Genomic DNA, 23,779 nt, shown 5'->3' with positions numbered 1-23,779 from the left:
TTTTGAAGGGCAAAGTGAGTTAGAAATTAGCTAGAACAAGGTAGAATCTGTTAAAAGCATTGCATAGGAATAACGCTATCAGAGAAAGTAGATGATCTATTTTTTGACCATTGCGGGGAGTGCGATCGCGTCATCTAAGGAGTTTAATCTTTCTTTGAACCTAAACCAATTGTCCTGCTTGCAAAGATAATACCTGGGTTGTAAAACGTTCAATTAAATGGGCTTGATGATTGACCATTATGATTGTCATTCCTTGTTCATTCAACAGACAAAGCTCTTTCAGCAAATCTTCCGCCCAATCGCCGTCTAGGGCAGAGGTGGGTTCATCTAGGAGTAAAATTTTCGGCTCCATCAGAATGCCCCGCACAATCGTCACTAACTGTCGTTGTCCCAAGGATAATTGCAATTCATTGCGATCTAACCAAGCCGCCGGAATGTGAAAGCGATCGCAACTCTGTTGAATTTTGCTTTGAATTTCCTGGGGTTTAAGTTGTTGTAATGTGAGAGGATAGGCCAAACTTTCTTGAACCGTCATCCCCAGTAATTTGGGTTCCTGGGGTACAAGAACAATTTGACGACGCAAACTAACAATGGGAATCTCCTGAAAGGGTTTGCCTTCAAAAAAACAACTTCCCTGACTCGGTTCTAGAAGACGATTTAAGAGACGTAATAAAGAAGTTTTACCCGCCCCCGATGGCCCCATCATTCCCCAGCGATCGCCGCGATTCAGGGAAAAGGAAATATTATTTAAAATCGTCTCAAAACCATTAGCATCCGTTAAACTGACCTCGGATAATCGTAAAATTTCTTGCCCAAGGGAATTATCCATGATTCAGTAACAAAATCGCAGTGTTTTGATCCCTAAACTGCCTCTAGACCAAAAACCCGATTAAAAGTTTTTTCCACTTTATAACCCGAATCGATTGACTCCAAAGGATCTTTGCGTAAACGATGACGCAAACAGAGAACAATGACTCGACGAATATCATCCACTGTCACCTCTGTACGTCCCTCAAAAGCAGTTAAAGCCTTGGCCGCTCGATTGGAAACAATATCGCCTCGTAAGCCATCCACATCCAGTTCCGAACAAACCTCTGAGATTTTAACCCGTAACTCATAGTCGATCGCCACCTGGGGTAATAGGTTTTGAGCCGTGACTAACTTGGCTTGTAGTTGATCCTGCTCAGATTGATATTGATCACAAAAAGGCAAAGGGTTTTGGTCAAAATCTGATCGCTGCTCAACAATTTGAACCCGCAGACTAGGCTCACGTACCGTGTGAATTTCGGCGTGCATTCCAAAACGGTCTAGCAACTGGGGACGCAATTCGCCTTCTTCGGGGTTGCCGGAACCCACCAAGACAAAACGAGCCGGGTGACGAATGGAAATACCTTCCCGCTCAACGGTATTCCAACCCCCTGCCGCCGAATCTAGCAGTACATCTACTAAATGATCATCCAGCAGATTAACTTCATCCACATAAAGAATGCCGCGATTGGCCTTGGCCAATAAACCTGGTTCAAAGGCCTTAACCCCTTCCGAAAGGGCTTTTTCAATATCAATAGTGCCGCAAACCCGATCCTCGGTGGCTCCTAACGGTAAATCAACCATCGTTACTTTCTTTTTCGCAATGGTCAGAGGCATTTGATTGTCCACCAGGTTGCGAATCTGATCACTCATTAAATCGGGATCAGTGGGGTGGGAATTAAAAGGATCATTGGCGACGACTTCAATTTCCGGTAAAAGGTCAGCCAAGGCACGAATGGTTGTGGATTTTCCCGTTCCGCGATCGCCCATGATCATCACCCCTCCAATTTTGGGATCGATCACATTTAACAGCAAGGCCAGTTTCATTTCTTCCTGGCCCACAATGGCAGTGAAGGGAAAGACTACACGGCGAGTTTTTGGGCGAAGGGTTGCAGTCATCGGATTTCTAGAATAAGTCTCGTTTAAGACGTTTTAAATAATCGTTTATCGAGATGACCTAAAATTTGGCCACCGTTTTCTATTCTCCCATAGGAAGGGCGCTCCCCAATTTATTTCTATACTAGAACCAGCAATTCTCAGTTTTAGACACAGCAAGCCTTTTAGGGATTTAAAGAACATTTAAAAGAGGGTTTTTGGGGCAATCCCAGGTGTACTATTATGCCCAAAAGCCTGAAGACTCGTAAAATGAACTTGTTAATCCCGTTGAATTTTACCCCATATTACGCGAACTAAAACCTGAAACCCTTGCTACAGCGCAAATTTAGAATTGCTGAATATTGGCCAACGTGGTATCCGCGATCGCCGGAATAGGGTAAAATCGTTCTGAATTTGGAATTGCTGATTACTAAGTAAGGAAAGTACAGCCTAAGCCAATTAGCCAAAAACCGTTTCCGGTTGACGTTGGACTAAAAAGCGATCATAGACAATGCCTCGGAAGGTATCTAGATCAGACTGCCAGCCATTAAGATATTGGTGAAGCATTTTCAGTCTGGCCTGAGGATCGGGATTTTCAATCGGATAATTAAAATTCCCGGCAAACAGTAGCGCAGAAACATTACCTTGATCAGGAAGTTGTAGGGTCGCTTGATTAATGCCTAGACTTAATTGACAGCCTTCAAATTGATAAAGAAAATTAACACCTGCTTGGACGGGCGCTTGGCCAAAATCTTGCCAGGGGCCAGGGGCTAAGAGCGTGCGGGTAATATATTGACGAGCACCGTCTGCATTTTGGGGAAAAGGAATCAGATATTTAGGGCTAATGGTTAAACCTTGGTATTCTGCATTGGGTAACTTATCAATAAACTGAATAGCAATTTTTGCCACCAGAATCTCTTCCTGCGGCTTATTACCCATTGTTTCCATAAAGGTAACGGTACGAGGTTGAGCCACAATACCTAAACCATTTTTAAAGACGATCTGAGAACCGCCAGGGCTAAAAACAGGCTGTCGAGCTGCTTCCCATTCGTTGGGGACAATGCCACTTAATTTGAGAAACTGTTCGCTTAAGAGGGTTGGATCTAGATTTTTCGCAGCGATCGTCACCGCGATCTCTTGAATATTTTGGGGTAGGGTGACAGGGTTCGTCAGACTTGAGAGTGTCATAAGTATGAATGTTGATTGTGGTCAAAAATAAGGCGACAAAAAAATACAGAGTTGATCGCTTTCCTTTAAGATATCATTCTCTGTACTTAAATTGTTATAAAGATTATCTTAAGAAACGCTGGCAGTAGAACGTTTGCGACGATAGGTCTTGGTCGAAGCAATTTCAGGTTTACTGACTTCCTTTTCTTCTAATGTTATGGTGGTTACTGTTGATAGAGCGGAAGCAAGCATGGGTTTGATCTTATTAACCAGGCGATCGCCGTTTTCTGTCCCCTTGCCATTGGTAAAACCGTTGGTGGAAAACAGAGGGGTTTCCGTTTGCAGGATAAAAACTAACATCGGACTACTTTGCAGTTCACGCTTGACTAAACGCTGTAATGTATTTTCTAACTCCTTCTGGAGGTAGTCCCAATTCACCTTTTCCGTGCCATTCGAGATACAAAAATCACTCCAACGTTCTACCAAAAAGCGTTCAATAGTGCGAATGATTAATTGGTGGAAGAGGGCACGTTCTACGGTCATGACCACTCCGCGCAGATGGACTTCTGGTTGAGCCAGTAATTTTCCGTCACGACTAACCGCAGCGGCGACTGTCACCAAACCATCCTCCGCTAAGTGTTGACGTTCCAGCATGACGTGTTCATGGACAATACCGGCCTGATCTACTAACTCAATACCGGCCTTAACCTGGCCTGAAATCCCAATCCGATCTGCCGCAAGCTCGATCATATCGCCGTTATTGACAATGACCGTATTTTCAGCCGGAATCCCCATTGCTTGAGCCATTTGAGCGTGTTTGACTAACATCCGATGCTCACCATGCACAGGCACAAAGAACTTCGGTTTGGTCAGAGCTAACATTAATTTGTGCTCTTCCTGGGAACCATGACCAGAGACATGAATTCCTTTTTCTCGCCCGTAAATAACATCGGCTCCCTCCATCATTAACCGATCAATGGTGCTAACGACGGCGATCGTATTACCTGGAATGGGATTAGCCGAGAAAATGATCGTATCGCCACGACGAACCTTAATTTGAGGATGTTCCCCTTTAGAAATACGGGTCATTGCGGCCAATGGTTCTCCCTGGGAACCTGTCGTCAGAATGAGAACCTGATCATCGGGAAGATTACGGGCTGCTTTTAGGGGAACAAACAGATCTTCAGGACATTTGACGTAACCCAATTGACGGGCATGGGCAATGACATTCAACATAGAACGGCCCACCACTGCGACCTTACGGTGATGTTGGAGAGCTAAATTGAGAATGATATTGACTCGATGAACAGAAGACGCAAAGGTAGTAATCATTAACCGCCCTTTTGCCTGGGAAAATACGCGATCCAGATTGGGGATTACAGACCGTTCCGAGGGAGTTGTTCCCGCCACTTCCGCATTGGTTGAATCACTCAGTAGGCACAAAACACCTTTTTCGCCATATTCTGCCAATTTCTGTAAGTCAAAATGTTCTCCATCCACCGGTGTATGGTCGATTTTAAAGTCTCCACTATGGATAACTACGCCAATGGGCGTATGGATCGCAACGCTAAAACTATCAGCAATGGAATGGGTATTGCGAATAAATTCCACCACAAACGATTTTCCTAAACGGACAATTTCTCTAGGTAATACACTCTGTAAGGTGGTGCGCTTAACCATGCCCGCTTCTTCTAACTTGTCGCGCAGTAGGGCCATCGCTAAACGGGGCCCATAGATAATCGGAATTTCAAATTGTTTAAGGTGGTAGGGAATGCCACCAATATGATCTTCATGGCCGTGAGTAACGATCATCCCCTTGATTTTATGGCGATTTTCCCGTAGATAGGTCATGTCGGGTAAAACCACATTGATACCGTGCATTTCATCGGTAGGAAAGGCAATACCTGCATCTAATAAAATAATTTCATCATTATATTCAAAAACACAGGTGTTCTTGCCAATTTCATGTAAGCCACCGAGGGGAATAATTTTTAAGGTTGGTTGATTTTCAGTTTTAGTCATTTTCCTCCTAAAGGAACGATGTAAATAGAAGATTAGTCAGCAGTCAAACAAGTCAACGGTCAAAAATCAAGCTAATATTCAAGTATTCTGCTCTACTCAATGCCCGAAGAAAAAGCTTTCGTGTTTTACTGAATATCGGGTTAAGAAAATAAATACTTCTTTTACCAATACTTCAATAACATTAAGTATCTCAATGGTGAGACTGATAGGGGATATTTGATTTTCAAGACACTTTTAGCAAACCTAAATCCAGTGATCCAATCTTGTGGAACGATTTTCTAGCCTATAACAGGCAGGCCGCCTCGTTCTCATTTTGACCTTTCATTGAGAGTCACTGTCTTCATTTTCTACCAAGTTTACCTGAAGGAGCGCAAAGTTATAGCCATTGGTTCAAGATAATTTTATCTAGATGTTATGGTTTTATACTGTCTTTTCTCGCTGCTATTTCTAGATTAACATAGCTTCTAGAAAATTGATGGTTTTTGCTTAAATTTTAGGGTCAAAATATTAACAGAACCCAAATAAATATCTTCCCCGAAATCATACTATATCAAAAGACAAAATGTCAATGATAAGACTGTCTGGATTTCCCACTTTTCTGAAAATCAAAAGATTTCTGGCTGGAAGGGTTAATCTCATTTCCTTGGTTTGGGTTTTAAACGGTTGGATGGGTCTTTGTGAATTGTCATCAAAGAGAGAAATGAGTTTTAGTCTTGAGCGATCGCCGAGGCTGACTCTCGAAAAAGCGTTTAAAGCCTTAAAGGAGTTCTAACTCCCGTAACACCTTGGCCACCGCTTGCGTTTGAGTATCAGAAAGCTCGCAGAGCGGCAAGCGCAATCCACCGACGGGCCAGCCCATCAATTTAAGGGCCGCTTTGATCGGAATCGGGTTCGTGTTACAGAAAAGTACTTTAAACAAGGGCAAAAGTTTTAAGTTCGTATCCATCGCCTGGGTAATCTGACCGTCTATAAAAGACTGAATCATGGTTTGCAATTGTTCGCCCACTAGATGGCTGGCGACACTAACCACACCGGCCCCGCCTGTTGCTAATAGGGGCAGGGTCAAAACGTCATCGCCGGCATAAATGGCAAATTCAGGAGGAGTTAGGGAACGAATTTGGGCGGCTTGATCGAGACTACCACTGGCCTCTTTGATCGCCACAATGTTGTCAATCTGAGCCAGTTGAGCAACGGTTTCCGGTAAAAGCGTTTGTCCAGTACGCCCTGGAATGTTATAGAGCATCATTGGTAATTCAGGACAGCCTTTAGCGATCGCCTCAAAGTGTCGATAGAGACCTTCCTGGGGTGGTTTATTGTAGTAAGGAACCACCTGTAAAGACCCATCTACTTTGAATGTAGCTGCTTTTTGGGTAGCCGCGATCGCCTCTTGGGTACAATTAGACCCGGTTCCCACCAAAACCTTACCGCGATTACCAATCGTATTTTTAACCACCTCAAATAACTGATGTTCTTCCTCCCAGGAAAGGGTGGGCGATTCCCCCGTTGTACCACAGACCACCAAAGCATCACTTCCATGAGTGATCAAATGATCAGCCAATTTTTCGGCGATCGCATAATTGACGTGATCGGCTTCATCAAAGGGAGTAACCATGGCGGTGATTACTCGTCCAAAGGGAGGAAAACTCATAAAGGGGTCAATAGTTGAGAGTGAATAGTTAAGCGTTTGGGAAAAAGAACTTAGGCGATCGCTAAAGTTGGGCGTAAGAGATCTTTTTTTACCAACAATTCGGCAATTTGAATCGCATTCAGGGCTGCCCCCTTACGAATCTGATCCCCACAGAGCCAGAGTTCCAAACCGTTGGCATGGGAAAGATCCTGGCGAATTCGCCCCACTAAAACATCATCCTTCCCTGTCGCATCAATGGGCATGGGAAAATAATTAGCTTGCCAATCCTCCAAAAGTTCAACTCCAGGAGCTTGGGACAAAATTTCCCTAGCCTTGGCCACCGCAAAAGGACGCTCAAATTCTAAATTAACCGCCTCCGAATGGGCCCGAAGCACCGGGACTCGCACACAGGTTGCCGTAATTTGGATCTGAGGAGCATCAAAAATTTTGCGAGTCTCATTAATCATCTTCATCTCCTCCTCACAATAACCAGATTCCGTTAAGGGTGAGTTATGGGGAAAAAGATTGAAGGCTAAGGGATAGGGCAAGATTTCCGCCTTGGGCTGTTCCCCCGCTAAAATTGCCTGGGTTTGCTGTTTAACCTCTTCCATGGCCCTGGCTCCGGCTCCACTAGCGGACTGGTAGGTAGCAATCACCATGCGCTTAATGGGTTGGACAAGATGCAATGGATAGACCGCAACGCCCAATAAAATCGTTGTACAGTTGGGGTTGGCAATAATACCCTGATGTTTTTCAGCCGCTTCGGGGTTAATTTCTGGAACCACCAATGGCACCGTCGGCAACATACGAAAAGCACTGGAGTTGTCAATCATCACCGCCCCAGACTTCACAATGGTTTCGGCCCAGGCTTTAGAGCTTGAACCACCGGCGGAGGCTAAAACCAGATCAACTTCTTTAAACGAGTTTTCGTTCACTGCTTCTACGACTAAAGATTGCCCTCGAAACATCATCCTTTTCCCCTCCGAACGAGGAGAGGCCAGCAAGGTCAGTTGACTGACTGGAAATTGACGACTCTCAAGCAGTTCTAGTAGTTCAGTGCCAACGGCTCCTGTCGCCCCCAGAATAGCGACCCGTACTGCTCTAGACAAATTTTTATACCTCCTGATACTGAATGATAGATAAAATGTTTAATTTAAAGATCAGAAAATCACGATGGGAAAGACTAAGAAGCCCTTAAATTCTGCGGACAAGGGAATTCAATGATAATGCTCAAGTAACCGTAAAACGTTAGAGATTAAGATTTAATTCTAGTAAATGTTAGAAATTAAGATTTAGTTCTAGTGTAGCTAGGGTAGAAGACTGAGCCATTTATTAAGGGTAGAACCGAGTCACCCTAAACTTCAAGACAATAGGCGGAAAAGGGTCGTAATTATATTATCTAAAAGCATCGGCAGACAAAAACAGAGGGTATCTACATCAAGGAAACAAAGCAGTTCAGAGGTTAAAGTTGATTTTAATTAGACATTCTATGGCGCGATCTTGGCCTCGACTGATAGAGTACAACCTAATGGTTGAGACCTTTGATTCAGAAACGGAAATTTCCGACTCCGACTGTCCTCTAATGTAATATCATCAGAAAGGCTGATTGGGAAAATTGTTTCCGTTCTCAGCAATTCTGGACAACCACGCCAGTAGGGTTGATACCCGATCGCTTTTCCAAGCATACCATGAGCAGCCAGTTAGACAAGTAAAAATCTGGAAATCAAACTGCCCAAGGGCTTTTATCGTTTAACGTTTAGTAAGTAAGATTCAGACATCAATGAAAGTCACCCAGGAAAAACTCCCTGACAGTCAAATCGGTTTAGAAATTGAGATCCCGGCTGAAAAATCTCAGGCAGCCTACGAAAAAGTTGTCAAGAACCTTGCCCGCACCGTGAATATTCCTGGGTTTCGGAAAGGGAAAGTACCGCGTCAAGTTCTGCTACAACGGCTAGGAGCCAGCTATATCAAGGCCACCGCTTTGGAAGAATTAATCCAAGATAGTTTCAAACAGGCCTTGGAACAGGAAGAGATTACGGCTCTAGGCAATTACAACTTACGGTCTAGCTTTGATGAGTTAGTGGAGAAATTTATTCCAGGGGTTCCCCTCAGCTTTCAGGCGGCGGTAGATGTTGCGCCCAGTGTTGTCCTCGGTGACTACAAAGCTCTGTCGGTCAAAGCCGAGGAAACCCCCTATGATCCCCAATCGGTCGAGGACTGGCTCCAACAACGACGAGAACAACAGGCAGATTTAGTCCCAATTGAAGATCGTCCAGCCCAAAGGGGAGATGTGGCCATTGTTGATTATCAAGCCTATGCCCTCTCAGAAGATGGCAGCAAGGGAGAGGCGATCGCCGATATTAAAGGAACCGACTTTAAGATTGATCTAGAGGAAGGTCGTTTTGTCGAAGGCATGGTAGAGGGAATTGTGGGTACTGCCCTAGATGAAAACAAGGACATTACCGTTGTATTTCCTGACGATTATCCCTTGGAAACCGTTGCAGGTCAGTCTGTTATCTTTAATATCACGCTCAAAGAAATTAAAGCCAAAGAATTACCCGAACTGGATGATGACTTTGCCGGTGAGGTGAGTGAATATGCCACCTTGGCCGAACTCAGGGAATCTCTGGAGAAACAATATCAAGAGGAAGCAGAGGAGCAAACCAACAACAGTATTGATAATGCCATCTTAGACGCTTTACTGACAGTCGGTGAAATCGATTTACCAGACACATTGGTTCAAGAGGAGATCACCAGGGTTCTTCAACAGACGGCTCTTCAGATGGAACAAATGGGGTTAGATATTCGCCAGTTGTTCGGGTCAGAACATCTTACTGCGCTTCGAGAAAATGCTCGCCCTGAAGCGGTAGAACGGTTAAAACAAGCTCTGATTGTGCAAGAAATTGCCAAAATTGAAGATCTCAAACCGGAGGCAGAAGCACTAACGGCCAGAATCAATGAGATTCGGACTCAACTAGCCGGACAAACCATTAACCAAGAAAAGTTGACAGAGGTTGTCACGGAAGAATTGACCAGCAAGAAAGTACTGGAACTGTTGCGGAATCAAATTCAAGTTGAACGGGTTCCTAAAGGAACGCTGAATCCACCGGACGAAGAAGACGTTTTGGAGGCCGAGGTCAGTGAAGTGGTTGAAGCGATAGAGGCCGAGGTCAGTGAAGTGGTTGAAGCGATAGAAGCAGAAGTCAGCGAAGTCGTTGAGGAAAGTGCAGCGCAGCCAGAATAAAGCTCTACCTTCAGCGTTGTTTCTCTCTCCCAAATTCCCCCCATTTCTGCTTAACTAGGGCATAATAAGGGGGGAATCTTAAAACGATGACATAATCTGAGCGATTTCTCCTTCCCTTGAGTCTGCTTACTTTCCAGTTCATTATTTTTGATTAATTAACCCTACCTCTCTCCCTCTATGGTTCAATCGCGATCGCCCCAATACCCCATTCAGAGCTATCGTCATCCCCAGGTGCAGAACGTCGTTCCGATGGTGGTGGAACAATCAGGGCTAGGAGAAAGAGCCTTTGATATTTATTCGCGCTTACTCAGAGAAAGAATTATTTTCCTGGGAACCCCAGTCGATGATCAAGTGGCCGATTCCATTGTGGCCCAACTGCTCTTTTTAGATGCAGAAGATCCCGAAAAAGATATTCAGATTTATATTAATTCTCCTGGTGGTTCAGTTTATGCTGGCTTAGCGATTTACGACACCATGCAGCAGATCCGTCCTGATGTGGTCACCATTTGCTTTGGATTAGCGGCCAGTATGGGGGCTTTTCTCTTGTCGGGTGGTACAAAAGGCAAAAGAATGGCTCTACCCAGTTCACGAATTATGATTCACCAGCCGCTAGGAGGTGCTCAAGGTCAAGCGGTTGAGATCGAAATTCAGGCAAGAGAAATTCTTTATATCAAGGAACGTCTCAATACCATGTTAGCCGAACATACAGGGCAACCGATGGATCGCATTATGGAAGATACGGAACGCGACTTTTTCATGTCGGCTCAGGATGCCCAGGAGTATGGGCTGATTGATCGTGTCATTTTCCGTCCCCATCTCCCTGATCCCACCGTCCCTGTCACCTCTCTTAGTTAGTAATATGTCTAAATATGACTCTCACCTCAAATGCTCGTTTTGTGGTAAATCTCAAGAACAGGTACGCAAGTTAATCGCTGGGCCAGGGGTTTATATCTGTGATGAGTGTGTTGAGCTATGTAACGAGATTTTGGATGAGGAGTTGCTAGAAGCTCAGGCCCCCAATGCAACAAATTCTCCCTCCCATAACTCAAACCATAAACGCAAAGCCAATGGAGATCGCCTAACCCTGGGAAAACTACCGAAACCCACGGAAATTAAGCAATACTTGGATGAGTATGTCATTGGACAAGAAGATGCCAAGAAGGTTTTATCGGTAGCTGTTTATAACCACTACAAACGTTTGAGCCTTGTCCCAGGTAATCCAGAGGATGGCAAGGAAGACAATATTGAACTCCAAAAATCCAATATCTTATTGGTAGGGCCAACGGGATCGGGCAAAACGCTCTTAGCCCAAACCCTAGCTAAAATTCTGGATGTTCCCTTTGCGGTGGCAGATGCAACTACCCTGACCGAAGCCGGCTATGTCGGAGAAGATGTGGAAAACATTTTGCTGCGGCTTCTACAAGTGGCAGATCTGGATGTGGAAGAGGCTCAAAGAGGCATTATTTATATTGATGAAATTGATAAAATCGCCCGCAAAAGTGAAAATCCTTCCATTACCCGTGATGTTTCCGGTGAAGGCGTACAGCAAGCTCTCTTAAAAATGCTGGAAGGGACAATCGCCAATGTGCCTCCCCAGGGGGGCAGAAAACATCCCTATCAAGATTGCATTCAAATTGATACGAGTAATATTCTCTTTATCTGTGGCGGGGCCTTTGTTGGCTTGGAAAAGGTGGTTGACCAACGCTTAGGTAAAAAATCGATGGGCTTTATCCGGCCGGGGATTGATGCTCAAAGTAAGGAAAAACGGGCAGCCGATCTATTGCGTCAGGTAGAACCCGATGATTTGGTGCGCTTTGGCATGATTCCTGAATTTGTAGGACGAATTCCGGTGTTAGCTTCCCTTGAACCCTTAGATGAAGATGCCCTAATTGCTATTTTGACCCAGCCCCGCAATGCGATCGTTAAGCAATACCAAAAACTGCTCCACATGGATAGTGTGCAACTGGAGTTTAAAGTGGATGCCATTCAGGCGATCGCCAAGGAAGCTTATCGACGTAAAACGGGAGCGAGGGCCCTACGAGGTATTGTGGAAGAGTTAATGCTGGATGTCATGTACGAACTACCCTCCCGCAAAGATCTCAAGAATTGTATGATTACCCGCGAAATGGTGGAAAAACGTTCTACTGCCGAGCTTTTACTTCATCCGTCCTCCTTACCGAAACCGGAATCGGCTTGATTGCCAGAGTCGTTGATATCGTTGGCTAACTCCGGCGATCGCGGCTAGGATAATCCAGCCCATCAGGTTAACCCGAATATCAAAAATCGTGACATCTAAGAGGTTGTAGCCCATCACACTGGCAAAGGACAACAGGTAGGACATTAGCAAGAGATGTTGGCTTTGTCGCCGCCTTGATCCTTGGGGTTTTCCTAGAGCCCATAGCAAACGGGTGGCCTGGTATAGTCCCATACCCACAATTCCCAAAAATAAAAGCGTACCCGGAATGCCAATTTCTCCCAGCAGCATGAGTGGTAAATTATGGGGATGGCCCAACCAAACATTCATTTTGGCTTGATAGAGGGGCGTAAAATTGCGTAATCCCCAACCAAAGATAGGCCGATCCTGCATCATTCCCCAGGCAAAATTCCACTGAGTACTACGAAATGCCGTCTTATAGCGATCGGGATAGAGTTCGTCTGAAAGTCTAGCCCAAAGATAACTCGGTACAATTTGACGCAGAGGCTCTTTGCCAAATGGGCCCCAGGAAGCCCACATCACGATCGCCGCTAGACTGAAACCAAGGCCAATTAACCAATACCAGGTCAGATAAAAAGCAAAAGCCACAGCCACAACAAAACTAATTCCCCAGGCACTGCGAGAATCCGTCAGAAAAGTGGAGCCAAGATTTAAAATTGCCAAAAATCCCAAAGCCAGCCAGAGAAAAAGGGTACGCTGACTCTTGTCTCGTTGCCATTGGCGAAAACCCTCAATGCCTAAACCGACATTCAGAGGCAAGACCATCAAAAGATAGGCCGAAAAAATGTTGGCATACATCAGTAAGGATGAGATTCGTCCCTCTGGCCGGCCATAGGGGATTAAATTGGTTCCCAGTCCCCCTAACCAGCCTGGTGTGGCCCAGCCCCCATACAATTGACCAAATCCCAACCCAATTAAAAGAAAAGAGGGCAAAACCAGATACCAGGCTAATCTTCGTAAACGGGTAAAATCCTGCAAAATTAAGCGATAGGCAAGAAATACCCCAAAATAGGGAACAAAATTGGCTAATCCGAGTAAGGATTCTCCTTTATACTGAGCCAGTAGCGTCGTCAATAATAGCCATAGGGTCAATATTCCCCAGGCCTGGCCCCATTGAGAGTTAATAATCGAGCGAAATTGAGACTTCCAGGTGCTAAAGAGCGCGAACAGAAAGCCCAATAAAGACAAAATCGGATTGAGGGGGAGTAAAATAACGCCCCACTGTAGAGCTTGCCACTCACGGCGTAAAGCAGCCTGGGAAGAGGATTTGAAATTAGACAAAACGTTATCCTTTTTTAGTATTCTTCTTGGACGGATAAACTCTGTTCTAACTTTTCCTGATCTCGACGACGTTTTTTGGCATAGAGTTGGATTGAAGCAGCCATGGCAATGACTAAGGCGACAATTAACCAGGTGGTTGCATCTAGGGGCAAATTATTCTTAAAAACAGCTAAAAGAACAATGATCACTAAGAGAATGGTGGGAGCCTCATTTAAGGCTCGAAATTGCTGGCCTGTCCATTGACACTCTCCCTTGGCCAACTGTTTCATAATGCGACCACAGTAAAAGTGATAAATCAGGAGCAAGGCGACAAAGCTGAGTTTAATGTGTAGCCAGCCAGATTTTAAAATGCCTGGTTCTGTATAGATCAATCCCAGGGCCATCGCCACCGTTACCGCCATGCCAGGGGTCGTAATGATGTTGTAAAGGCGTTTTTCCATTAACTCATATTGTTTTTTGAGAATGGTTTGGGCTGGTTCCGGCTGTTCCCTGGCTTCGGCATGATAGACAAAGAGCCGTACTAAATAGAATAATCCCGCAAACCAAACCACAATGCCGATGAGGTGAAGGGCTTTAAACCAATAATATGCCATAGTCGAGTGAGTAATAATTTACTTGTTGCTGATGCGTCTCTGCTGTAAAAGTTTATCTATATCTGGGTCGTCTGGACAATCTTGGCGGTTCTACGGCGATCGCACTCCTTAAATTCTCCTTAAACTCAAAAAAACTCCCCCACGCAAACTGGTGAGGGAAAATCGTTCAAGCTCAATCTGGCTTGATCAAGTCTTGTCAGTCTTAGTCTCGACCATTGAGGGAGATTAAGAGGCGCAAAATGAAAACGAATAGATTGATGTAGGTTAAGTACATCGAGAGCGCGGCCGAAAGATATTGATTATCAGAGTAGGTGCGGGGCAAAATATAAAAATCGACCACCGAAGCCCCAGCAAACAGAAAAACCCCGATCCCAGAAATCCCAATTTCTAACCAACTGGGGGTATAAACGTGGAAAAAGGAAAGAATGACTTGCAGAAAAACCACCACAACCAAAGCCATAATGCCCAGTTGAACGGTTTGGGTCAGAGCCAGTCCATCTTTATCCGAGAGATTAGAACCCACACTACGGGCAATGACAAAGGTAATCCCACAGCCTAAGGCCGCGATCCCAACCCCTTGTAGTCCGACTCCAGTAGTTCCGAGAGCTAGAGCCACAATTCCACTCAGGGTATAGCCCGACAATAGGCTGTATAACGCTAACAGGGGTAAAGCCACCCCATTATTGCCATTTTCCGCCACATTGCGGGCAACAAAAAAGAGGATGAGAGACGTAATCATTGCGCCCCAAAAAGTGGGCATAAAGAGAGCCGGATTGGTCTGCATCATGCCTAAGCCACCATAGGTTCCCACCGCCGTTAGCATTAAGGCTCCACCAAGGTAGGGAAGTGCTTTGGGGATGACGTTGGGGCCAATGAGGGACTGGGAGCGAGCTTCCTGCATGGCCTGACGGAAGTTACTGGTATTGCTCATAAAGATTTTCTCCAAATACAGATGAGAGACCTATCTCGTTTTATAACGAAAAGAGGGGCGATCGCGCTAGTCAGGATTACCGAAGCTCCCTCAATATTATTCGCAAAGCAGTCTCAAACGCTTTTAGAAATGGGATAGAGGGTTTTATAGTTCACCCAGTCAGGGTTACACCTGCAAAGTAAGATCTGAGATATTTGTCTAAATTTTTCTAACTATCAAAATTGCCGATGTAGAAATTGATGGCCAACCCTATAATGACTTTGATGCGTTGAGGCTGACGGTTAACCTGCCCTATACTCAGGAACAGGTCAAAATTAAGGTTCAAATCGTACCAACTGCCTAGCATTTTTATCTCTTCCTATTTACCGCCCCCTTTTGAGCCTTGTCTCAAATTTCTTTAAAAAGGGGAGTTTTTAGAAAGATTGCCTAGTAATTCCTAAGACAATAAAACTACATGAAAGTATTGCTACTCAGTACCTACGATATTGGACAAGGGGCAGGACGGGCAGCCTATCGACTCTACCAAGGTCTGCGACAAGCAGGGATCGATGCTCAAATTCTCGTTCATAAAAAGTCTGCGGATGATTCCTCTGTATTGTCTCCGACTACTCCCCTAGAAATGGCGATCGCCCAAACCAGGGCCAGAATTGACCAGTTTCCTCTTAAGTTTTATCCCCAACGGGAAGAGACTTATTTTTCGCCTCAGTGGCTTCCTGATCGCCTGGCAAAGAAAATTCGAGATCTCAACCCCGATGTTATTAATGTTCATTGGACTCAGGCGGGCTTTATGCAGATCGAAAGTTTAGCCCAGTTTCACAAACCAATTGTCTGGACACTGCACGATCAATGGGCCCTGACCGGCGGTTGTCACTATACCAATGGCTGCGATCGCTATCAAAGGGGCTGCGGTCAATGTCCCCAACTGGGTAGTCAAACCCAAAAAGATCTCTCCCATTGGATTTGGCAACGGAAGGCTAAGGCCTGGAAAAATTTGGATCTAACGGTGGTGGCCCTCAGTCATTGGTTAGCAGATTGTGTCCGGAAAAGTCCCCTACTGCAACATTATCCGCTCAAAATTATTCCCAATGGTCTGGATCCTAAGCAATATCATCCTGTTGATCAGGCGATCGCCAAAAATCTGTTAGGATTACCCTCGGATAAAATCATTATTCTGTTTGGGGCCATGCAAGCTACCAGCGATCGACGGAAAGGATTTTCGCTTCTACAGCAAGCCTTAACCAAACTTAGTCAAACAGAATGGCAAGATAAACTACAAATCCTTATTTTTGGAGCCAGTGAACCAGAAAACGCGCCAGATTTTGGCCTGCCAACTCAGTATCTTGGGCAATTGCATGATCACTTATCTCTTCGCCTTGTGTACTCTGCTGCTGATGTCTTTTTAGCCCCTTCCTTAGAGGATAATTTGCCTAATACTGTGCTAGAAGCCCTAACCTGTGGAACGCCCTGCGTTGCCTTTAACATAGGAGGAATGCCCGATTTAATTCAGCATCAGAAAAATGGTTATTTAGCAGAACCTTTTGATATTGATGATTTTGTGACTGGAATTATCTGTTTTTGTCTCCACCACCAAAAAAAATTAACATTTAGTACACTCTCTGATTATCAGATTGAAGCAACTTTCAGACAGGAACAACAGGCTAAAGTTTACAAAAATATATTTGAGAGTTTGTAAACACATAAATTAAATCGTAATCTTTTAATTAACTGGACAGTGCGAAGTTTATGGATGCCAGATAAGGTAATAACTATGCGGCCAAAGTAAGCATATCAGGGCTTGGGGAAGAGGCAAGGAATTTAGGCAAAAGCAGACTGGGTGGACTTTGAGGAAAAATCATTTGGGCTTGATGTTGGAGGGCTAGTAGGCTTGGGCGGGAATAGAGCGACCGTTTATCATTGCTTTAATGCCTTGCCTTGATAAGTCCATTTGAAGGGTTTAGCCATAGTGCGATTAAAGTAATCAATGAAGTCAAGGATGCGAGTTTTGAGCTGTTCTCTGCTCATGAAATTGCCTCGTCTGAGTAACTTACTCATCAGCATACTGAACCACATCTCAATTTGATTGAGCCAAGAGCAATGCTTGGGGGTGAAGTGGAAGACAATTTTATGACTGGGCTCTCGCAAAAATTCAGAACGGCTTTGCATTTAACCCACATTCCGCAGGTTGTCGAAGAGGAACACTAGTTCACGCGAGCTAGTATCGGTACTTGTGCATTGATTTCGGGCAAGGATAAAAAATGTCAATAAAGTTCTAAAATGGAGTCTTGTCTTAGATAGAATCAACAGTAAAAATGAATAACCTAAATATTAAAGACCTCGACCACTTAGGAATCGTAGCGGGAATTATAGATGAAATGGGTTTAGTAGAAATTATCGATGAGGAAGTGGGAACTCATCCTCAAGAAAAGCTCAGTGTAGGTACAATAGTAAAAGCAATGATATTAAACTGCTTAGGATGTATTAATGCTCCGTTATATTTGTTGAGTGAATTTTTTAAAGGAAAAGCATTAGAACACCTATTAGGAGAAGGAATAAAAGCAGAAGATTTAAATGATGACAAGCTAGGAAGGTCATTGGATAAGGTATTTGGAGTGGGGGTAAAAAAACTGTTCACGAAAATAGTCCTAAAAGCGGCAGCAATCTTTGGAATAGAACAAAAGTCAAAGCATTTAGACTCAACCTCAATGTCTGTACAAGGGAAGTATAAGGAAAGGATAGAAGATGAGGAAGACGAGCAGACAAAAGCCATAAAAATAAAATTTGGTTATTCCAGAGATAAACGACCAGACCTAAAACAGTTTATGTTAAATATGATATGTAGTGGAGATGGTGGTGTCCCTCTCTTTATGCAATTAGGAGATGGCAATGAATCGGATAAAAAGGTGTTTCCCCAGAGATAGCCATAAAATAAATGATCCGATAGAATAGCAAAAGACAGTTTTAACAAAAAGGGTAATTAGTCACCGCAATAAAGAAGGAAATTATTGAGAATGAGAAGCAAATGAAAAAAGTAAAGAATAATGAAGAAAGGAAAGGCGGTTAAAGAGATAGGTTAGAATAGGGAGACTATGAAAAAACTAGACCCAGTTCCAGACTTAAACCAAGAAGAAGTGAAAATGCCATGGCAAAAAGAAGTGGCAAAAGATTGGTATGAAGATTATCAGAAAGAAAAAGAAGAGAACGAAAAGCTGAGAAAAGAATTGGTAGAGTTAAAGAAAGAGATAGAAAAGTTGAAAGAAAAGCTGAAAAAGCTTAACCAAAGAACGAGTGAAAATAGCTCTCAGCCCCCAAGCAGTGACGGTTACAAAAAGAAAGTCGCCAAAACCTTCGGTCAAAAAGGAAAAAAAAGAGGTCCAAAGTACGACCATGTGGGTAAAACCAGAAACGGGTTTGGTCGGGTAGATGAAATAGTAGATTTAAGGATGGAAAAATGCCCAAAATGTGGTGCGTCAGTGGAAAAGCAAAAGGAGACTATCATCAAAAAAAATCAAATAGCTGAATTAGTCAGTAAACCAGTAGAGGTAAGGGAATATGTTAGGGAAAAGTATCAATGCTCAAAATGTGATTGGGAAGGTTATGCCCCACTTCCTTTGGGATGTCGTGAAGATTTTAGCTACGGTGCAACCTTATCCAGCTTAGTGGGATGGCTGGGATATGGGGGAAATTTGACTTGGCTAAAACAACGATACTTGGTAGAAACGGTCTTTGGCATTCCTCTGTCTCAAGGGAGTTTAGCTAAAATGCACCGATGGTTTTGCGAAAGCTTGTATCCTAGTTATGAACAGTGGTGGACTTACATACAGGAGCCTGGAGTCCGTTGTGTGGACGAAACCAGCTATCGCGTCAATGGGGTTAACTATTGGATGTGGGTGGCTACTTCCTCCTCTGTTTGTGTTTTGTTTCTGGCTCCCAGCCGGAGTTCCGATGAGGTTCATTCCCTATTAGGTAAAGATTTTCATGGGCTTCTCAGTACGGACTGTTGGGGGGCTTACCATCGCCAAAATGCCCAGCATAAACAGAAATGTCTGGCTCATATTGGGCGGGAATTGAAGGCCTTGGAAACTTCCCACTTTTCTGAAAATAAACTTTTTGCTCAGAGAGTTTTTCCTATTCTAGAGCAAGCTCGTCAATCCCATCGAGATTATCATCAAGGCAAACTGAGCTTAGAAGCTTTACAACAACAGCGACCCCTAGTTGAAGCTCAACTTCAAGAGGTTCTGGATAATCCGCCGCCCACGGGATGGGCAAGTGATTCCCAATTGTTATCTAATCGCTTTCGACGTTATTGGCATGATTGGTTTACTTTTCTTACTTTTCCTGAAGTTAAACCTGATAACAATGATGCCGAGAGAGCCTTGCGTCCTGTTGTTATTCATCGTAAGGTTAGTGGCGGTGCTAGAAGTCATTGGGGCGGACAACTTGTTGCCATGATGTTTAGTTTTCTTGAAACCATGAGACTTCAAGGTAAAAGTGCGGTCGAACAGTTATCTCTTATTTTATCTTCCTCTGGTCTTTCTCCTCCTTCCATTGATGACTTTCTTCCTCTCTAGTATTTTTGGGGCTTAATGAGAATTAAGCCCCACTTATTGCTGTGACTAATTACAAAGTATTTTGGGGGAATTGCCCATTACAGAAAAACAAGCGAAGAAATTAGAACTAAAGCCTCGAACTCAGATGAGTCCAATGTTAGAGAAGAACTGTTTGCTACTGAGTGGCGATGAGTCTTATGAAAAAGCAGCTAAGAAAATCCAATCATTGACGGGAATTGCTATTTCTCACAGTACGCAACAACGCCTTGTACATCGCTATCATTTTGAAGAATTACCCTCTAACACAGAAGTCGAAGAAATTAGCATAGATGGTGGGAAGGTACGACTCAGAACTCCCAAGGGATAACCCTTAATTTGGCGTGATTATAAAGGAGTCAGTTTTCATCAATTGGGGGTAGCTACCTTTTTTCAAGATAACTCGGCTTTATTAGATTTGGTTAATTCTCAAATTTTGGCTAAGCCTTTAATTTGTTTGGGAGATGGACATGATGGTATCTGGAACTTATTTCGTGAGATAGGACAGAAACATGAGCGAATTGAAATTTTGGACTGGTATCACTTAATTGAAAACCTCTATAAAGTTGGGGGGTCATTCCAGCGAATTGAGGAGGTCAAGTCTTTTCTTTGGACGGGTGAAGTGGATGCCGCTATCTCCTGTTTTGAGGGATGGTCAGAGCCTCAAGCTGAGAATTTTATCATTTATTTAAACAAGCATAAACATCGGATTGTCAATTATGGTTATTTGCAGGCAGAGGGCATTTCTATTGGCTCTGGCTCTGTCGAATCTCAAGTTAAACAAATTGGTCATCGTCTTAAAATTACTGGTGCGAGTTGGAATTCTGACAATGTACCACAAGTCCTTCGTCATCGCTGTTCCTATTTAAATGATTACCTTTTTTGACTCTTTCATTTACCTCGTTAAGTATTTCTACTTATTGCAAAGGTGAGATGCTCCCTGATAATGGACCTGAAAATCATTCGCGTCGTAGTCAATTCATGCGGCGTATGATTGATTTTACAGAATCGTCAAAGCTAGATAGGGCTTGCTGAAAAAGTCAAAAAACGAAAGAAATGTGGGTTAGGGAAGTATGGACTGAAAAAGCATAGATAACTTATCCTTATGGAAACAAATCAAAATACAGATTTTGTTTAATCTATTGTTCCTTTCTGTCTAAAAAGGTCAACACAAATCACTCCTCACAAAAGAGAGGAAAATTAACACCATTTTTCACAAGAAAAACGACTCTACAACTTTTTACTTTTTGTCTTCTGAAGTAGAGTAGAAAGATTCATTACCAAAAAGTTCATCGCAATTACCGTTTCCGAGGTCTCAGGTAGTTTGGCCATCACTCGACCAAGACTAAATTTCCTCTTTCCCTGTCCGAATTTACCCTCAATGGCATTACGCACTCTTTCATCTGAGCGTGCCTCTTTCTTTTTTTCTTTGCTCACCTCTTTCGGCGGTCTTCCCAATCGGGGACCACTCATTCTTATATCCCTTTCTTTACAATAAGCTCGATTCGCTTTTGTTCGATAGATTTTATCCACATGAACCGATTCCGGATAACATCCTGTTTCCCTTTTATATTCTTCTATTCGCGCTTGTAAATCTCCCGATTCGTTGTAATTATCCCAACTTAATTTGTCTAAGAAGACAAAGCCATTCACATTACTTGCCGATATTTTAGCTCCAAACTCTACTGCTTTTCCCGCTTTTCCACGCACTATTGGACGCACGTGAGGTTGGCTTACACTCACAATTCTGTTTTCTACTTTATTTGTCTTTTTTTCATACATTTCTAACTGTTGCTCATACACTTTTCCTATCGTTACAAGCTCTTCTTGCTCTTTTTTCGTTAGTTTTTCTAACTTTGCTCCCTCTTCTATCATTTTTTCTATATGAGACAAGTTTCTTTTTATATATCCTAGTTGTTTTTTTGTTCCTTTTCTTCTTTCTTTTTTTGACACACGACGTTTTTTTGCTATGGCTAAGTACTCTTTTCTTGCCACTTCCCTATAAGTCCTCGGCTTTTCTTTCCTTTTCTCTTTTATTTCTTCATACAGCTTATCTATTATTTTTTCTGTTTTTTCTCTGGCATCATTCAATATTCCTATATCCGTTGGATATTTTATATCTGCTGGTGTACAAGTCGCATCTAACAATAACTTTCCTTCATTTTCTTTTTTTTCTGACGCTACAACCGTCGCTTTTTTTTCTATTTCTTTATTAATTTTATTTATTAATTCCATTCCTATTTTTTTACGAAAATGAACCATCATTGACGCATTAAATGCTTCTTTGCTACTATAGCTTTCCATTCCTATAAAGTACTGTAAATAAGGGTTCTCTTTTATTTGTTCTACTGTTTCTCTGTCACTTTTTCCTGAAATTTCTTTGATAATTAATGCTCCTAATGCCATTCTAAATGATTTGGCTGGGGCTCCTTTTTTTTCTGTGAAGTTTTTTGCATATTCTTCCTCATATTCTTCCCAGGGAATCATTTTTGACATTTCTATCCAACGATTTTCTTCGTCTAACTGCCCGCCGAACAGATTTTTCAAGTTTTCTGGTGTTTCAATTGAGTACTGTTGCTTTCGGTACATCTGCTTTCTCTCTTCTTAATGCAATGGTTTTGAGGCATTCTACCCTATTTTCGTGCATTCTAGCGGTTCTTAATTCGCCTACTATTTTTCTCCGTAAAGGTTTCAGCTTTTTTCAGCAAGCCCTAGATATACAATTGGCTTATTATCCGCCGTATCACAGCAAGTATAATCCGATAGAGCGTTGTTTTGGTTGGTTAGAAAAACATTGGAATGGGAGTTTACTGGATACGGTTGAAACCGTGCTTAATTTTGCTAAAACGCTAACATTCAGGGGTCAAAATCCTGTAGTGAAACTGATAGAAAAAGTTTATGAGACAGGAGTGAAGCTGAGCAAGGCTGGGATGGAAAAGGTTGAAGCACGGATTAATCGCCTTCCTAGCCTCAAAAAATGGTTTGTGGAAATCTTTGCCAAACCGCTATAATCATTGGATCATCTTTTTTCTGGTGTTCTCTGACTAATTACTAATGTCTCTTGTAATCCTGATAATTTCTTTTCCCAATTCAATATTGTTGTTTTCGCGTAGTCGAATACTCGGGCTGCTGCATTTAATCCTATTCCTTCCATTCTGGCTTTTAATACTTTTACAATTTCACTTAATGGGGTTTCTAAGCCAGCGATTACGCTACCATAAGTCTCAGCAAAACAAGAACAGCAAAAATAAATTCAGAACGATTTTGCGTCGTTTCAGCGATTCACCAAATTGTCAAGAATTGTAAAGTCCTCTTGGTGTAAGGTTTTCAGAGCTATCAAGTTTTGAATTTGGAATTGCTGAAACAAGAACTACATTCTTGACAAATGAACATTTTACGTTCCCCGTTACCTTTCGTTTGATAATGAGAATGTATTTTTACGTTTTCACTATAGCAATGAGGACAGTTTTTCTTGAATAAGGCATCCTCTTTCTCTTGGCACAAGCCAACATCATTCAGGATTTCCATAGAGCTTTTCTTTGATATTGACATTGTTTTTTGTTTCCTTCTTCTTTGATATAATGACAATAATAATAGTATAATAAAAACGGGCCGATGCCTAGTCTTAAACTATTTTCCTATTTTCTCAAAGCCTTACACCATAAATTTTTCCAACTTTGATCAGACGATACCAGTTCCAAAAAGAGGCCAACCGAGAAATTTCCAAAGAGCGTGTTGTCTAGCGGGAGACGAAAAGACTTACAGTTAGAGGGGTTCAACAAAGCCCACGAATTTGAAGTAAGTCCTCCCAAGTTAACCCTTTTTGAAGGATACCGAGAGCTACAGCCGAGACTTTTCTCGTCGTAAAATGGCTGCGAACAAAGTTATGAACCATCCAGAAAATATCTAGGACTCGCTGTAATCCCACAACAGATTTAGCATAAGTATTTGTACGACGACGAAAGGCGGCTAAATAGCGTCGGATAGCACTATTAAATGCCTCAACGTGGTTGGCATGGACGTCCTTTTCTTCTGGTTTTTCTGTTGTCTCTGGATGTTCTGGTTTCGGAGTTTCTACTTTCTTTAGTTTACCCTCAGAATCTCGACGTTTACTACTCTTATTTTTTAGTCTTACTACAAGACCCTTCGGTAATACTTTGGTGGGACGACCAACTCGTTCACTCTATTGTGAAAGACAGAAGCAAAATCACTTC

General features: G+C 43.0%; 17 protein-coding genes and 3 pseudogenes. 8 read left to right on the top strand and 12 right to left on the bottom strand.

Going from position 1 to position 23,779, the window contains the following annotated elements; all coding sequences use genetic code 11:
* Window positions 1–160 precede the first annotated feature (160 nt).
* The 6 genes from KA717_04805 to KA717_04780 all read right to left on the bottom strand — a co-directional run bounded on the left by KA717_04805 (window position 161) and on the right by KA717_04780 (window position 7,827).
* On the bottom strand, window positions 161–829 hold the full coding sequence (locus tag KA717_04805) for an ATP-binding cassette domain-containing protein (GenBank protein UXE62172.1): 669 nt from the start codon (window positions 827–829) through the stop codon (window positions 161–163).
* Between the two features lie 32 nt (window positions 830–861).
* Window positions 862–1,926: a magnesium chelatase ATPase subunit I gene (gene bchI / locus KA717_04800; protein ID UXE62171.1), complete on the bottom strand. Its 1,065-nt coding sequence runs from the start codon at window positions 1,924–1,926 to the stop codon at window positions 862–864.
* Between the two features lie 435 nt (window positions 1,927–2,361).
* Window positions 2,362–3,090: a hypothetical protein gene (locus KA717_04795; GenBank protein UXE62170.1), complete on the bottom strand. Its 729-nt coding sequence runs from the start codon at window positions 3,088–3,090 to the stop codon at window positions 2,362–2,364.
* A 108-nt stretch (window positions 3,091–3,198) separates the two neighbouring features.
* A complete protein-coding gene (locus KA717_04790) occupies window positions 3,199–5,091 on the bottom strand; it encodes a ribonuclease J (protein ID UXE62169.1) in 1,893 nt (630 codons plus the stop codon).
* 757 nt (window positions 5,092–5,848) lie between these two features.
* On the bottom strand, window positions 5,849–6,739 hold the full coding sequence (gene dapA / locus KA717_04785) for a 4-hydroxy-tetrahydrodipicolinate synthase (protein ID UXE62168.1): 891 nt from the start codon (window positions 6,737–6,739) through the stop codon (window positions 5,849–5,851).
* Between the two features lie 50 nt (window positions 6,740–6,789).
* Window positions 6,790–7,827: an aspartate-semialdehyde dehydrogenase gene (locus KA717_04780; GenBank protein ID UXE62167.1), complete on the bottom strand. Its 1,038-nt coding sequence runs from the start codon at window positions 7,825–7,827 to the stop codon at window positions 6,790–6,792.
* A gap of 671 nt (window positions 7,828–8,498) precedes the next feature.
* Here KA717_04780 and tig point away from each other — a divergent pair.
* The 3 genes from tig (at window position 8,499) to clpX (ending at window position 12,159) form a co-directional block, all read left to right on the top strand.
* Window positions 8,499–9,962: a trigger factor gene (gene tig / locus KA717_04775; GenBank protein ID UXE62166.1), complete on the top strand. Its 1,464-nt coding sequence runs from the start codon at window positions 8,499–8,501 to the stop codon at window positions 9,960–9,962.
* Between the two features lie 177 nt (window positions 9,963–10,139).
* A complete protein-coding gene (gene clpP / locus KA717_04770) occupies window positions 10,140–10,817 on the top strand; it encodes an ATP-dependent Clp endopeptidase proteolytic subunit ClpP (GenBank protein UXE62165.1) in 678 nt (225 codons plus the stop codon).
* Between the two features lie 4 nt (window positions 10,818–10,821).
* A complete protein-coding gene (gene clpX, locus KA717_04765; protein ID UXE62164.1) occupies window positions 10,822–12,159 on the top strand; it encodes an ATP-dependent protease ATP-binding subunit ClpX in 1,338 nt (445 codons plus the stop codon).
* Here clpX and KA717_04760 read toward each other — a convergent pair.
* The 3 genes from KA717_04760 to KA717_04750 all read right to left on the bottom strand — a co-directional run bounded on the left by KA717_04760 (window position 12,136) and on the right by KA717_04750 (window position 14,982).
* Window positions 12,136–13,458, bottom strand: a complete 1,323-nt coding sequence (locus KA717_04760; protein ID UXE62163.1) for an O-antigen ligase family protein — start codon at window positions 13,456–13,458, stop codon at window positions 12,136–12,138. The two genes, clpX and KA717_04760, sit on opposite strands and share 24 nt — an antisense overlap.
* Before the next feature lie 14 nt (window positions 13,459–13,472).
* Complete coding sequence (hemJ, locus tag KA717_04755; GenBank protein UXE62162.1) at window positions 13,473–14,051, bottom strand: protoporphyrinogen oxidase HemJ; 579 nt, start codon at window positions 14,049–14,051, stop codon at window positions 13,473–13,475.
* A gap of 202 nt (window positions 14,052–14,253) precedes the next feature.
* Window positions 14,254–14,982 (bottom strand): Bax inhibitor-1 family protein, encoded by a 729-nt coding sequence (locus KA717_04750; GenBank protein ID UXE62161.1) that lies wholly within the window; start codon window positions 14,980–14,982, stop codon window positions 14,254–14,256.
* Window positions 14,983–15,436: 454 nt separating this feature from the next.
* Between KA717_04750 and KA717_04745 the strand changes: the two genes are divergently transcribed.
* The 4 genes and pseudogenes from KA717_04745 to KA717_04730 all read left to right on the top strand — a co-directional run bounded on the left by KA717_04745 (window position 15,437) and on the right by KA717_04730 (window position 20,451).
* Window positions 15,437–16,675 (top strand): glycosyltransferase family 4 protein, encoded by a 1,239-nt coding sequence (locus KA717_04745; protein UXE62160.1) that lies wholly within the window; start codon window positions 15,437–15,439, stop codon window positions 16,673–16,675.
* 616 nt (window positions 16,676–17,291) lie between these two features.
* Window positions 17,292–17,900 carry an IS1634 family transposase gene (locus KA717_04740; protein ID UXE62159.1) on the top strand — a complete coding sequence of 203 codons (609 nt, stop codon included), beginning with the start codon at window positions 17,292–17,294 and terminating at the stop codon, window positions 17,898–17,900.
* 246 nt (window positions 17,901–18,146) lie between these two features.
* A pseudogene (locus KA717_04735) lies at window positions 18,147–19,550 on the top strand (IS66 family transposase).
* Between the two features lie 49 nt (window positions 19,551–19,599).
* Window positions 19,600–20,451, top strand: a pseudogene (locus KA717_04730) (ISKra4 family transposase).
* A 365-nt stretch (window positions 20,452–20,816) separates the two neighbouring features.
* Here KA717_04730 and KA717_04725 read toward each other — a convergent pair.
* Window positions 20,817–22,154, bottom strand: a pseudogene (locus KA717_04725) (IS5 family transposase).
* Between the two features lie 134 nt (window positions 22,155–22,288).
* Here KA717_04725 and KA717_04720 point away from each other — a divergent pair.
* Entirely contained in the window at window positions 22,289–22,576 is a 288-nt protein-coding gene (locus KA717_04720) for a hypothetical protein (GenBank protein UXE62158.1), read from the top strand.
* 325 nt (window positions 22,577–22,901) lie between these two features.
* On the opposite strand, the gene KA717_04715 is transcribed toward KA717_04720, so the two are convergent.
* On the bottom strand, window positions 22,902–23,117 hold the full coding sequence (locus KA717_04715) for a hypothetical protein (GenBank protein ID UXE62157.1): 216 nt from the start codon (window positions 23,115–23,117) through the stop codon (window positions 22,902–22,904).
* A gap of 223 nt (window positions 23,118–23,340) precedes the next feature.
* Window positions 23,341–23,493, bottom strand: a complete 153-nt coding sequence (locus KA717_04710) for a hypothetical protein (GenBank protein UXE62156.1) — start codon at window positions 23,491–23,493, stop codon at window positions 23,341–23,343.
* Between the last annotated feature and the right edge of the window lie 286 nt (window positions 23,494–23,779).

Origin of the sequence: Woronichinia naegeliana WA131, assembly GCA_025370055.1 — a bacterium.
GTDB lineage: Bacteria > Cyanobacteriota > Cyanobacteriia > Cyanobacteriales > Microcystaceae > Woronichinia > Woronichinia naegeliana.
Note: the sequence above shows the minus strand (reverse complement) of the source record. Positions and strands in the feature narration are given on the sequence as shown.